This is a genomic window from Ideonella oryzae (genome assembly GCF_024055665.1).
Classification (GTDB): Bacteria; Pseudomonadota; Gammaproteobacteria; order Burkholderiales; family Burkholderiaceae_C; genus Ideonella; species Ideonella oryzae.
In genome coordinates this window covers 20,469-33,313 of the sequence record NZ_JAMXMC010000016.1, presented here as the reverse complement: position 1 = coordinate 33,313, position 12,845 = coordinate 20,469, and the positions used below count along the sequence as shown (strand labels likewise).

Annotated in this window: 14 protein-coding genes; 11 read left to right on the top strand and 3 right to left on the bottom strand. The window is 65.3% G+C overall.

Going from position 1 to position 12,845, the window contains the following annotated elements; all coding sequences use genetic code 11:
* Positions 1-9: 9 nt before the first annotated feature.
* The 10 genes from nuoH to M0L44_RS20415 are packed head-to-tail and all read left to right on the top strand — an operon-like array spanning position 10 to position 9,092.
* A complete protein-coding gene (gene nuoH, locus M0L44_RS20460; RefSeq protein ID WP_252772039.1) occupies positions 10-1,071 on the top strand; it encodes an NADH-quinone oxidoreductase subunit NuoH in 1,062 nt (353 codons plus the stop codon).
* A 20-nt stretch (positions 1,072-1,091) separates the two neighbouring features.
* Positions 1,092-1,589 (top strand): NADH-quinone oxidoreductase subunit NuoI, encoded by a 498-nt coding sequence (gene nuoI, locus M0L44_RS20455; protein WP_151123140.1) that lies wholly within the window; start codon positions 1,092-1,094, stop codon positions 1,587-1,589.
* Between the two features lie 58 nt (positions 1,590-1,647).
* Entirely contained in the window at positions 1,648-2,286 is a 639-nt protein-coding gene (locus tag M0L44_RS20450) for an NADH-quinone oxidoreductase subunit J (protein WP_252772038.1), read from the top strand.
* The gene (gene nuoK, locus M0L44_RS20445; RefSeq protein ID WP_252772037.1) at positions 2,283-2,597 is read left to right on the top strand and encodes an NADH-quinone oxidoreductase subunit NuoK; all 315 of its coding nucleotides are present in this window, start codon (positions 2,283-2,285) and stop codon (positions 2,595-2,597) included. The genes M0L44_RS20450 and nuoK overlap by 4 nt, the downstream gene beginning before the upstream one ends.
* A gap of 20 nt (positions 2,598-2,617) precedes the next feature.
* Positions 2,618-4,639: an NADH-quinone oxidoreductase subunit L gene (gene nuoL, locus M0L44_RS20440; protein WP_252772036.1), complete on the top strand. Its 2,022-nt coding sequence runs from the start codon at positions 2,618-2,620 to the stop codon at positions 4,637-4,639.
* A gap of 19 nt (positions 4,640-4,658) precedes the next feature.
* On the top strand, positions 4,659-6,134 hold the full coding sequence (locus M0L44_RS20435) for an NADH-quinone oxidoreductase subunit M (protein ID WP_252772035.1): 1,476 nt from the start codon (positions 4,659-4,661) through the stop codon (positions 6,132-6,134).
* Positions 6,135-6,153: 19 nt separating this feature from the next.
* Entirely contained in the window at positions 6,154-7,662 is a 1,509-nt protein-coding gene (gene nuoN / locus M0L44_RS20430; RefSeq protein ID WP_252772034.1) for an NADH-quinone oxidoreductase subunit NuoN, read from the top strand.
* A gap of 24 nt (positions 7,663-7,686) precedes the next feature.
* Entirely contained in the window at positions 7,687-8,010 is a 324-nt protein-coding gene (locus M0L44_RS20425) for a DUF2818 family protein (protein WP_252772033.1), read from the top strand.
* Positions 8,000-8,590, top strand: coding sequence for an NUDIX domain-containing protein (locus M0L44_RS20420; protein ID WP_252772032.1), 591 nt, complete (start codon positions 8,000-8,002; stop codon positions 8,588-8,590). The genes M0L44_RS20425 and M0L44_RS20420 overlap by 11 nt, the downstream gene beginning before the upstream one ends.
* 4 nt (positions 8,591-8,594) lie before the next feature.
* Positions 8,595-9,092 carry a DUF1178 family protein gene (locus tag M0L44_RS20415; RefSeq protein WP_252772031.1) on the top strand — a complete coding sequence of 166 codons (498 nt, stop codon included), beginning with the start codon at positions 8,595-8,597 and terminating at the stop codon, positions 9,090-9,092.
* Between the two features lie 22 nt (positions 9,093-9,114).
* Here the strand turns inward: M0L44_RS20415 and M0L44_RS20410 are convergent, their stop codons facing one another.
* A complete protein-coding gene (locus M0L44_RS20410) occupies positions 9,115-10,518 on the bottom strand; it encodes an FAD-binding oxidoreductase (protein ID WP_252772030.1) in 1,404 nt (467 codons plus the stop codon).
* On the bottom strand, positions 10,515-10,919 hold the full coding sequence (locus tag M0L44_RS20405; protein ID WP_252772029.1) for a DUF2069 domain-containing protein: 405 nt from the start codon (positions 10,917-10,919) through the stop codon (positions 10,515-10,517). The genes M0L44_RS20410 and M0L44_RS20405 overlap by 4 nt, the downstream gene beginning before the upstream one ends.
* Before the next feature lie 19 nt (positions 10,920-10,938).
* On the opposite strand from M0L44_RS20405, the gene M0L44_RS20400 reads away from it, so the two are divergent.
* On the top strand, positions 10,939-12,174 hold the full coding sequence (locus M0L44_RS20400; protein ID WP_252772028.1) for a YihY family inner membrane protein: 1,236 nt from the start codon (positions 10,939-10,941) through the stop codon (positions 12,172-12,174).
* Positions 12,175-12,184: 10 nt separating this feature from the next.
* On the opposite strand, the gene M0L44_RS20395 is transcribed toward M0L44_RS20400, so the two are convergent.
* The gene (locus M0L44_RS20395) at positions 12,185-12,760 is read right to left on the bottom strand and encodes a helix-turn-helix domain-containing protein (RefSeq protein WP_252772027.1); all 576 of its coding nucleotides are present in this window, start codon (positions 12,758-12,760) and stop codon (positions 12,185-12,187) included.
* Positions 12,761-12,845: the final 85 nt, after the last annotated feature.

Genomic DNA, 12,845 nt, shown 5'->3' with positions numbered 1-12,845 from the left:
GGAACTCACATGATCGACAACATCTACCAAGCCGGGCTGTCCCTCATGGGCGGCCTGTTGTGGCCCGTCGTTTGGTCGCTGATCAAGATCGTCGCGGTGCTGCTGCCCCTGTTGGGCTGCGTCGCCTACCTGACCCTCTGGGAGCGCAAGGCCATCGGCTGGTCACAGATCCGTCCGGGCCCGAACCGTGTGGGTCCCTTCGGTCTGCTGACCCCCATTGCCGACGCCGTCAAGCTGATCTTCAAGGAGATCATCCGTCCGACGGCCGCGAGCAAGGGTCTGTTCTTCCTGGGACCCATCATGACCATCATGCCGGCGCTGGCCGCGTGGGCGGTCATTCCCTTCGGGCCTGATGTGGCGCTGGCCAACATCAACGCCGGCCTGCTGTTCCTGATGGCGATCACCTCGCTGGAGGTCTACGGTGTGATCATCGCCGGCTGGGCCTCCAACTCGAAGTACGCCTTCCTGGGCGCGCTGCGCGCTTCGGCCCAGATGGTGAGCTACGAGATCGCCATGGGTTTTGCCCTGGTGATCGTGCTGATGGTGACCGGCAGCCTGAACCTCAGCGATGTGGTGATGCAGCAGGGCAGGGGCCACATGGCCGGTATGGGCCTGGGCTTCCTGTCCTGGAACTGGTTGCCGCTGCTGCCCGTGTTCATGGTGTATTTCATCTCGGGTCTGGCCGAAACCAACCGCCACCCCTTCGACGTGGTGGAAGGCGAATCCGAGATCGTGGCCGGGCACATGATCGAGTACTCGGGCATGTCCTTCGCCATGTTCTTCCTGGCTGAGTACGCCAACATGATCCTGGTGTCGATGCTGACCGTGCTACTTTTCCTGGGCGGCTGGCTGAGCCCCGTCGCCTTCCTGGATTTCATCCCGGGCTGGATCTGGCTGGCGATCAAGGTCTTCGTCGTCGTCACGATGTTCCTGTGGGTGCGCGCCTCCTTCCCGCGCTACCGCTACGACCAGATCATGCGTCTGGGCTGGAAGATCTTCATCCCCATCACCCTGATGTGGCTGGTGGTGGTGGGTCTGTGGATCCAGTCGCCCTTCAACATCTGGCAGTAAGGCGAGAGAAAGAGCAATCCATGTCTTCAATCGCATCCCTCAAGACTTTCTTTTCCAGCTTCCTGCTGCTGGAACTGTGGAAGGGTCTGGCGCTGACCGGTCGCCACTTCCTGTCGCCGACCATCACGGTCCAGTTTCCGGAAGAGAAGACGCCGCTGTCGCCGCGCTTCCGCGGTCTGCATGCCCTGCGCCGCTATGAGAACGGGGAAGAGCGCTGCATCGCCTGCAAGCTGTGCGAAGCGGTCTGCCCGGCCATGGCCATCACCATCGAGTCCGATGTGCGGGCCGATGGCTCGCGTCGCACGACGCGCTATGACATCGACCTGACCAAGTGCATCTTCTGCGGCTTCTGCGAGGAAAGCTGCCCGGTGGACTCCATCGTCGAGACGCACATCTTCGAATACCACGGCGAGAAGCGCGGCGACCTGTACTACACCAAGGACATGTTGCTGGCGGTGGGCGACCGCTACGAGAAGCAGATTGCCGCCAACAAGGAGGCCGACGCCAAGTACCGCTGACCGGTCCGGACGGCAAGCCGCCGTCCCCGGGGCAGCGCACCTCACGGGCGCACACAACATGAATCCCACCTCCGTTCTGTTCTACATCTTCTCTGCTGTGCTGCTGTTTGCAGGCTTCCGTGTGATCACGGCCCGCAACACGGTGCACGCGGCGCTGTTCCTGGTGCTCGCCTTCTTCAACGCGTCCTGCATCTGGATGCTGTTGCAGGCCGAGTTCCTGGCCATCACACTGGCCCTGGTCTACGTCGGCGCCGTGATGGTGCTGTTCCTGTTCGTGGTGATGATGCTGGACATCAACACCGACAGCCTGCGTCAGGGCTTCTGGAACCACTTCCCGCTGGCGGCGCTGGTTGGCGCGGCGATTGCCATCGAAATGGCCATCGTGATGAAGGCCGGCTTCAACCTGCCGGAGGCCAAGGCCTTCGACCCGGCTGTGCTCAAGCTTGGTAACTCCCGCGCGCTGGGCGTGGAGATCTACACCCAGTACCTGTACCCGCTGCAGGTGGCCGCCGTGCTGCTGCTGGTGGGCATGATCGCTGCCATTGCCCTGACCCTGCGCCATCGCAAGGACAGTCGCTACCAGAATCCGGCGGAGCAGGTCCGTGTGAAAGCCTCTGACCGCCTGCGCCTGGTGAAGATGGCGCCGACCGTGGAACAACCGTCCGCCCCCAAGGACGCTGAAGGAGGCCAGGCATGAGCCACGGCATCACCCTCTACCATTTCCTGACGCTGGGCGGCTGTCTGTTCGCGCTGTCGGTGGTCGGCATCTTCCTGAACCGCCGCAACCTGATCGTGCTGCTGATGTCGATCGAACTGATGCTGCTCGCGGTGAACATGAACTTCGTGGCCTTCTCCCACTACCTGGGTGACATGGCCGGGCAGGTGTTCGTGTTCTTCATCCTCACCGTGGCGGCGGCCGAATCGGCCATCGGTCTGGCCATCCTGGTCGTGCTGTTCCGCAACCGCTCGACGATTGCCGTGGACGAGCTCGACTCGCTCAAGGGCTGACGCACGGAGCCCCGAAGAACATGTCTGCACAACTTTCCCAGAACCTGCTTCTGACCGTGCCCCTGGCGCCGCTGGCCGGCTCCATCCTGGCGGGTCTGTTCGGCAAGACCATCGGTCGGCGCGGTGCGCACCTGGTGACCATCCTCGGCGTGCTGATCGCCTTCATCTGCTCGGCCATGGTCCTCAAGGCCGTGGCAGTCGACGGTGCGCATTACAACGCCACCGTCTACGAATGGATGACGGTCGGCAGCCTGAAGATGGAGGTCGGCTTCCTGATCGACGGCCTGACCGCGATGATGATGTGCGTGGTGACCTTCGTGTCGCTGATGGTGCACATCTACACCATCGGCTACATGGAAGAGGACCCGGGCTACCAGCGCTTCTTCTCGTACATCTCGCTGTTCACCTTCTCGATGCTCATGCTGGTCATGAGCAACAACTTCCTGCAGCTGTTCTTCGGCTGGGAAGCGGTGGGCCTGGTGTCCTACCTGCTGATCGGCTTCTGGTACAAGAAGCCCACGGCCATCTTCGCCAACCTGAAGGCCTTCCTGGTCAACCGGGTGGGTGACTTCGGCTTCATCCTGGGCATCGGCCTGCTGCTGGCCTACGCCGGTTCGCTGAACTACGTCGAGGTGTTCGCCAAGTCCGAGGAGCTGTCCAAGCTGACCTTCCCGGGTCAGGATTGGGGCCTGCTGACGGTGGCCTGCATCTGTCTGTTCATCGGCGCGATGGGCAAGTCGGCGCAGTTCCCGCTGCACATCTGGCTGCCGGATTCGATGGAAGGCCCGACCCCGATCTCGGCGCTGATCCACGCCGCCACCATGGTGACCGCCGGCATCTTCATGGTGACCCGCATGTCGCCGCTGTTCGAGCTGTCGGACGCCGCGCTGAACTTCGTGCTGGTGATCGGCTCGATCACCGCGCTGTTCATGGGCTTCCTGGGCATCATCCAGAACGACATCAAGCGCGTGGTGGCCTATTCCACGCTGTCGCAGCTGGGCTACATGACCGTGGCCCTGGGCGTGTCGGCCTACAACGTGGCCGTGTTCCACCTGATGACCCACGCCTTCTTCAAGGCGCTGCTGTTCCTCGGTGCGGGCTCGGTCATCATCGGCATGCACCATGACCAGGACATGCGCAACATGGGCGGCCTGCGCAAGTACATGCCCATCACCTGGATCACCTCGCTGGTTGGGTCCCTGGCGCTGATCGGTACCCCGTTCTTCTCGGGCTTCTATTCGAAGGACTCGATCATCGAAGCCGTGGCGGCCAGCCACCTGCCGGCCGCCGGCTTCGCGCAGTTCGCCGTCGTGGCGGGTGTGTTCGTGACCGCCTTCTATTCGTTCCGCATGTACTTCCTGGTCTTCCACGGCAAGGAGCACTTCCACCACAAGCCCTTCCCGGGCGAGCATGACCACCACGATGACCATGGCCACTCGCACACCCCGCACGAATCGCCCTGGGTGGTGACGCTGCCCCTGGTGCTGCTGGCCATTCCGTCGGTGATCATCGGCTACTTCACCATCGAGCCGATGCTCTACGGCGACTTCTTCAAGGGCGTGATCTTCGTGAACAGCGAAGCCCACCCCGCGATGGAAGAGCTGGCGCATGAGTTCCACGGCCCGCTGGCCATGGGTCTGCACGCCTTCACCTCGCTGCCGTTCCTGCTGGCCCTGGCTGGTGTGGTCACTGCCTATGTGTTCTACATGGTGGCACCGGCCATCCCGGCCACGCTGGCCCGGGTGCTGGCCCCGCTGGTGCGCGTGCTGGAGAACAAGTACTACATGGACTGGATCAACGAGAACATCATCGCCGCGGGTGCCCGCCTGATCGGGCGTGGCCTGTGGAAGGGCGGTGATGTCGGTCTGATCGATGGTCTGCTGGTGAATGGATCGGCCCGTGTGGTCGGCTGGTGTGCCGGTGCCCTGCGCGTCGTGCAGACCGGTTTCCTGTCCTGGTATGCGCTGGTGATGGTGCTGGGTGTGTTTGGTCTGATGACGTGGCAGCTGTGGCCCCATCTGACGACCCTGCTGGGCCGTTGAGAGAAGGCGGAGAACAACAATGGGTCTTTTGAGTGTTGCCATCTGGCTGCCGATCGCCTTCGGCGTCATCCTGCTGGCCTTGGGGCGCAGCGAGAACCCGGGAGCGGCCCGCTGGACCGCGCTGGTCGGCTCCGTCGTCAGCTTCCTGGTCACCTTGCCGCTGATCACTGGCTTTGACACCGGCACCGCAGCAATGCAGTTCGTCGAGAACCTGAGCTGGATCGAGCGCTTCAATGTGCGCTACCACCTGGGTGTGGACGGCATCTCGGTCTGGTTCGTGCTGCTGACCGCCTTCATCACGGTGATCGTGGTGGTCGCTGCCTGGGAGGTGATCCAGGAACGCGCGCACCAGTACCTGGGCGCCTTCCTGATCCTGTCGGGCCTGATGATCGGCGTCTTCTCGGCGCTGGACGGTCTGCTGTTCTACGTGTTCTTCGAGGCCACCCTGATCCCGATGTACATCGTGATCGGCATCTGGGGCGGTCCGCGGCGCGTCTATGCGGCGTTCAAGTTCTTCCTCTACACGCTGCTGGGCTCGCTGCTGATGCTGGTGGCCCTGACCTACCTGTACATCAAGTCGGGTGGCAGCTTCGAGATCCTGGACTGGCACAAGCTGCCCCTGCCGCTGAACGCGCAGGCGCTGCTGTTCTTCGCCTTCTTCGCCGCCTTCGCCGTCAAGGTGCCGATGTGGCCGGTCCACACCTGGCTGCCGGACGCCCACGTGGAAGCGCCGACCGGGGGCTCCGTCGTGCTGGCCGCGATCATGCTGAAGCTGGGGGCCTACGGCTTCCTGCGCTTCTCGCTGCCGATCGCGCCGGACGCCGCGCATGAATATGCCTGGTTCATCATCACGCTGTCCCTGATCGCCGTGGTCTACATCGGCCTGGTGGCGATGGTGCAGCAGGACATGAAGAAGCTGGTGGCCTACTCGTCCATCGCGCACATGGGTTTCGTCACCCTGGGCTTCTTCATCTTCAGCGAGCTGGGCATGTCGGGCGGCATCGTGCAGATGATCTCGCACGGCTTTGTCTCGGGGGCGATGTTCCTGTCCATCGGCGTGCTGTACGACCGCGTCCACTCGCGTGAAATCTCGGCCTACGGCGGCGTGGTCAACACCATGCCCAAGTTCGCTGCCTTCGCGCTGCTGTTCTCGATGGCCAACTGCGGCCTGCCGGGCACCGCGGGCTTCATCGGCGAGTGGATGGTGATCCTGGGCGCGGTGGGCTACAACTTCTGGATCGGCCTGCTGGCGGCCACCGCTGTGATCTTCGGCGCGGCCTACAGCCTGTGGATGTACAAGCGCGTCTACTTCGGTGACGTCACCAACGACCATGTGCGTGAGTTGAGCGACATCAACGCCCGCGAGTTCGGCATGCTGGCCGTGCTGGCCATCGCCGTGCTGGCCATGGGCCTGTACCCCAAGCCCTTCACGGATGTGATGCACGTCTCGGTGACCGAACTGCTCAAGCACGTGGCCGTGTCCAAGCTCAACTGACACAGCCGGGATGCACACCATGACTCAAATGAACTGGCTCGTTGTCTACCCTGAAATCCTGCTGCTGGTGGCCGCCTGCGTGGTGGCCCTGGTGGACCTGTACGTCACCCAGCCCACGCGCTGCCTGACCTTCTGGATGACCCAGGCCGCCCTGGCCGGCGTGGCCCTGCTGCACGGCCTGGCCTTGCAGAACGGGCTGGGCGCGGAAGGTGCCAAGGCCTCGGTCTATGCCATGCAGGGCCTGGTCGTGTCCGATCCGATGGGCCATCTGCTGGCTCTGAGCGCTGCGATCGCGATGATGATCACCATCGCCTATGCGCGTCCCTACATCGGCAGCCGCGAGCTGCTCAAGGGGGAGTTCTTCACCCTGGCGATGTTCGTCGTGCTGGGCATCTCGGTGATGATCTCGGCCAACAACTTCCTGGTCATCTACGTGGGCCTGGAGCTGATGAGCCTGTCGCTGTACGCGCTGATCGCGCTGCGCCGCGACCACGCGGTGTCCACCGAAGCGGCGATGAAGTACTTCGTGCTGGGCGCGCTGGCCAGCGGCTTCCTGCTCTACGGCATGTCCATGCTGTACGGCGCCACAGGATCGCTCGACATCCCCGAGGTGTTCGACGCCATCGCCACCGGTCAGGTCAATGCCACCGTGCTGAGCTTCGGCCTGGTGTTCATCGTGGCCGGTCTGGCCTTCAAGCTGGGCCTGGTGCCGTTCCACATGTGGGTGCCCGACGTGTACCAGGGCGCACCTACCTCGATGACGCTGATGGTCGGTGGGGCGCCCAAGCTGGCTGCCTTCGCCATCACCATCCGCTTGCTGGTGGAGGGTCTGAGCGGCGTGGCGCACGACTGGCAGCAGATGCTGATCGTGCTGGCGGTGCTGTCGCTGGTCATCGGCAACGTGGCCGCCATTGCGCAGACCAACCTCAAGCGCATGCTGGGCTATTCGGCCATCGCGCAGCTGGGCTTCATGCTGCTGGGCCTGACCCCCACCGTGGTGGCCGGTTCCACCCAGCTGGCCGCCAACGGCTACAGCTCGGCGCTGTTCTACCTGGTCACCTACGTCCTGACCACGCTGGGCACCTTCGGCTTGATCATGTACATCAGCCGCCAGGGTTTCGAGAGCGAGGAGATTGCCGATCTGGCCGGCCTGGCCAAGCGCAGCCCCTGGCTGGCGGGCGTGATGACCGTGTTCATGTTTTCGCTGGCTGGCGTGCCACCGATGGTGGGCTTCTACGCCAAGTTCGCCATCCTCCAGTCGCTGGTCAGCACTGGGGATTCGACCTATCTGATCCTGGCCATCGCGGCCGTGCTGCTGTCCCTGATCGGTGCTTTCTACTACCTGCGTGTGGTGAAGGTCATGTACTTCGACGAGGCGCGTGAGAGCCAGGCCTTTGCAGGCGCCAGCTACGCCGGAGTCGGCGTGGTGCTGGCGGTCAATGGCTTTGCCGCTCTGGCGCTGGGCCTGCTGCCAGATGGCCTGATGGCCCTGTGCCGCGATGTGATCGTCGCGGCCCTGGCAGGCTGAGGCGAAAGAAGGCAAGGGCTTTCGATGACCCAGGACGTTGCCGTGTGGATGGTCTTGGTGGCTGCGTTGCTGGCCGCCAATCTCCCGTTCCTGTCGCAGCGGGTGCTGCTGGTCGGCCCCCGCCAGCAGGACAAGGCCTTCGGCTGGCGTCTGCTGGAGTTGGTGTTGCTTTGGCTGGCCGTGCTGGCCGCCGGATTCGGGCTGGAGAACCAGTTGGGACAGCGTTCACCGCAGGGCTGGGAGTTCTTCGCGGCCCTGGGCTGTCTGTTCCTGACCCTGGCGGTGCCCGGCTTCATCTGGCGCTATCTGCGGCGTCGGCGCGTCGCAGAGGTTCCGGATGCCGGATGAGCGGCATCTGATCGAGACGACGGTCTCGTCAGAAGTGGTCTATCGAGGGCACTTCCTGGAGGTGCGCAAGGACCAGATCGCACTGCCTGATGGTAGCCAGGCCGGGCGTGAGTACATCATCCACCCCGGTGCGGTGGTGATCGTGCCCATCCTGGATGACGGCCGTCTTGTGCTAGAGCGGCAGTACCGCTACCCCTTGCAGCAAGTGCTGCTGGAGTTCCCGGCGGGCAAGCTGGATCCGGGCGAGTCTCGCCTGTCCGCCGCCGCGCGTGAACTGGCCGAGGAGACCGGATACCGGGCTCGGGAGTGGGCCCGTGCCGGCGTCCTGCACAACGCGGCAGCGTATTCCGACGAGTTCATCGAAATCTGGTTTGCGCGCGGGCTGGTGCCTGGCGAACGACACCTGGATCATGGCGAACTGATCGACCTCTGCCTGATGACAGAAGAGGCGTTGGACGCCCTGGCCGCCGAGGGCGGACTCACCGATGCCAAGACCCTGATCGGGCTGCAGTGGCTGCAGAAGTGGCGGGCCGGTCGCTGGTCACTCGACTGGCAGACGACCGATCCGGTGCAGGGATGAGGCCATGAAGGTCTGGAACCTGCGCTGTGCACAGGGGCACGGCTTCGAAGGCTGGTTTGCCTCTGAGGATGACTTTCAAAGCCAGCAGCTGCGAGGGTTGCTCACCTGTCCGCTGTGCGGTGTGGCCGAAGTGGTGCGCGCCCCCAGTGCCCCGCGGCTGAACCTGTCGGGTGCGCGGGCCGAGCCGCAGGCCGCCATTCCCCGCCGTCCGGAGGAGGCAGCCGCGGTGCCAACGATGGCCGCCAGCGGCGAGATCGCGGCATCGCCCATGCTGCAGCAGATGCAACTGGCCTTTATGCAGGCCGTGCGCCATGTGGTGGCCCATACCGAGGACGTGGGGCCGCGCTTCCCGGAGGAGGCCCGCAAGATCCACCATGGCGAGGCCCCTGCCCGTGGCATCCGCGGTCAGGCCACCGAAGAAGAGCGCGAGGAACTGCGCGATGAGGGCATCGAGGTCTACAGCCTGCCCCTCCCCGAGGCCCTCAAAGGGCCGACGCACTGAGAGAGCCCGCAGGGGCCGCTGCTCACAACACCCGATTCGGGTTCAGCCGCCCCAGCGGGTCCAGCGCCGATTTGATCTGCCGCATCAGGCGCAGGGCCACTGGTGACTTGTAGTGGGGCAACTGCTCCCGCTTGAGAGCGCCAATGCCGTGCTCGGCCGAGATCGAACCACCGAAGCGGCAGACTGCGTCGTAGACCAGCGCGTTGAAGGCCTCTTCATGGGCGGCCAGGAACGCGGAGGCCGAATCGCCCTCGGGCGCCTGGACGTTGTAGTGCAGGTTGCCGTCGCCCAGGTGGCCGAAGTTCACCAGCCGCACGCCGGGCACCCGCGCTTGCAACGCGGCATCGGTTTGCGCGACAAAGGCCGGGATGGCCGACACCGGCAGCGAGATGTCGTGCTTGATGTTCAGGCCTTCCTCGCTCTGCGCCAGCGAGATCGACTCGCGCAGATGCCACAGGGCATGCGATTGGGCCAGGCTTTCTGCCACCACCGCGTCGTCGATCAGCCCCTGTTCCAGCGCCAGTTCCAGCATCGATTCCAGCGCCGTCTGTGCCTGGCCGTCGTCGCTCGCCACCAGTTCCAGCAGGATGGACCAGGGCGCGGTGGGGAAGGGGTTGGGGATCTGCGGGAAGTGCTTGCCGACCAGTTGCAGCGAGAAGGCGCTCATCACCTCGAAGCCGGTCAGGCCGGCATCCAGGTGGCGGCGGGCCAGCTCCAGCAGGGCGACGGCCTGGGGCAAGCCCTGCGCTGCCGCGAGCGCTGTGCGGCGGCCCACAGGGCGCGGATAGAGCTTCAACGTGGCTCCGGTGATGATGCCGAGGGTGCCTTCGCTGCCGATGAAGAGGTCACGCAGGTCGTAGCCGGTGTTGTCCTTGCGCAGGCCGCTCAGGCCATCCCACACCTCGCCGGTGGCGGTCACCACCTCCAGGCCCAGGCACAGTTCGCGGGCATTGCCGTAGCGCAGCACCTGGGTGCCACCTGCATTGGTCGAGAGGTTGCCGCCGAGGGTGCAACTGCCTTCGGCCGCCAGGCTCAGCGGGAAGAGCAGGCCGGCATCGTCGGCGGCTTGTTGGGCCTGCTGCAGGATGCAGCCCGCGTCCACCGTCATCGTCAGGTTGGCCGGGTCGATGGCCCGCACGCGGTTCATGCGGGACAGGCTCAACAGCACCTGCCGACCGCTGGCATCGGGCACGCCGCCGCCGACCAGGCCGGTGTTGCCGCCTTGCGGCACGATGCTCACGTCATGCAGCCCGCAGGCCTGCACCACGGCCGCCACCTCCTCGGTGCTGCCGGGGCGCACCACCGCCAGCGCCTTGCCATGGTAGCGCTTGCGCCAGTCGCGCTCCCAGGCGCTCAGGTCGCCATCGGTCAGCACATGGGCCGGGCCCAGCAGTTCACGCAGTTCGGTCAGCAGGGCATGGCTCATGGGGCGCTGCCTTCCTGTTGGGCCAGGTGAGCACGACGCAGGCGCCAGCGCACCTGCCAGGCACTGGCCGTGAACAGCAGCAGGCACAGCAGCACCTCCAGCCAGGCCAGCCAGCGGCCCGGTCCGTGTTCGCTGGTGGCACGCACCAGGCCCTCGGTGCAGTAGAGCCAGACCAGCAGGCTGACCCAGCGGTAGGTGTAGAGACGATGGCGCCACAGCCCCAGCACTGGCACCAGCAGCGGCACGACCTTGAGCGCCAGGCTGCCGTTGCCCGTGGGGGCCAGCCACAGTTCCCAGGCCAGGCCCAGCACGATCAGGCCGATCAGGCTGGCCAGCGCGATGGCGCGCGTGGCGCGGACGACGCCGTCCGGCGCCAGGGTCACCAACGGAGTCTCCGACATGTTTGGCATGATAGCCGGCATGACTTGGATCACCGCCCTGCGGGCCCACTGGACATCGCAGGTGGGCCTGCTGTTCACCACACTGCGAACCTGGCCCTGGTTCGACACGGTCCGCACGCTGCGGATGCGCTTTCGCGAAGACCGCTTGGGTCTGAGTGCCGGCAGCCTGACCTTCACGACGCTGATCGCACTGGTGCCGTTGCTGACGGTGATGTTGGCCTTGTTCACCGCCTTCCCGGTGTTCGCCAAGTTCCAGGTGGCGCTGCAGAAGTACTTCCTGCAGAGCCTGGTGCCCGATGCGATCGCCAAGCCGGTGCTGGTCACCCTGACCCAGTTCGCCAGCAAGGCCAACAAGGTGGGCGGGGCAGGGTTGTTGTTTCTGCTGGCCAGCGCCATTTCGCTGATGCTGACCATCGACCGCACCCTGAACGGCATCTGGCGGGTGCGCAAGCCGCGGCCCATCGCCCAGCGGGTGCTGGTCTACTGGGCCGCGCTGACATTGGGACCGCTGGTGCTGGGGGTGAGCCTGAGCCTGACCTCCTACGCGCTGTCGGCGTCCAAGGGCCTGGTGGGGGCCCTGCCGGGCGGGGTGCGTTTCGTGCTCGACGTGGTGGAGTTCCTGATGCAGGCTGGCGCCACGGCGGCCCTGTTCTATTACGTGCCCAACACCCATGTGCGTTGGCGCCACGCGCTGGGCGGGGCGCTGTTCGTCGCGGTCACCTTCGAACTGGCGAAATCGGTGCTGGCCTGGTACGTCGGCTCGGTCGCCACCTACTCGGCCATCTATGGGGCCTTTGCCACCGTGCCCATCTTTCTGCTGTGGCTCTACCTGGTGTGGGTGATCGTGTTGTGCGGCGCGGTGATCGCCGCCTATGCGCCCAGCCTGCAAATGCGGGTGGTGCGTCAGCCCGATGTGCCGGGGCGGGCCTTTGCGCTGGCCATTGCGGTGCTGCGTGTGCTGGAGGAGGCGCGACGTGCGGGGCAGGGTGGCTTGACACTGGACGCGGTGGCCTCGCGGCTGCGGGTGGACCCCCTGCAGATCGAACCCGTGCTGGACACCTTGATCGCGCATGATTGGGTGGGGCGGCTGGACGAGGGCGGTGGCCAGCGCCACACCCTGTTGTGCGACCCAGCCAGCACGCCAGCGACTCCTTTGGTGGACGCCTTGCTGCTGGCCCCCCAGTCGGCCGCCCAGGCGTTCCGGCAGCGGACCGGCCTGGCGCAGATGTCCCTGGCCGAATTGCTGAAGGGCTGAGAACGCCGGTTCAGCCGGCGTGCACCACCACCAGCAGCGCCCGGGCGGCTTCACGGCCGGTGTTGCGGATGGCGTGGGGCAGGTCGACGGCATAGCGGGCCGTGTCGCCAGGCTCCAGCACCTGGGTCTGCTCGCCAGCCTCCACCGCCAGGGTGCCCGTGTGCACGGTCAGGTGCTCGCGGGTGCCCGGCTCATGCGGCTCGCTGGCCAGCACGCCGCCAGGCTGCACGGTCAGCTCGTACCACTCGAACTGCCCAGCCAACTCGATCGGCCCCAGGATGCGCAGCTCGCACAGCCCGTCCGGGCTGCGCAGCGACGGGATGGCATGCGGGGGCACCGTCACCATCGCCGGTGCGCCCGGTTCCTCACCACTGAGCAGCTCGGCCATCGGCACGCCCAACGCATTGGCCAGGCGCCAGACCACCGCCACCGTCGGATTGGCCTGGTTTCGCTCGATCTGCGAGAGCATGGACTTCGAGACACCGGCCTGGCGCGAGAGCTCGTCCAGCGACAGGCCGCGGGCCTGGCGCAGACTGGCGAGCGTCTGGCCGACGCGAGGGGGTTCGGAAGAGGGCACGCGCGACATGGTGGTCTTTCAGCGTCCAGGCTTGACGGATCGGGATGTCGTCATGATACTGCACTCATGTTCGATATATCGAACAAACGAACAG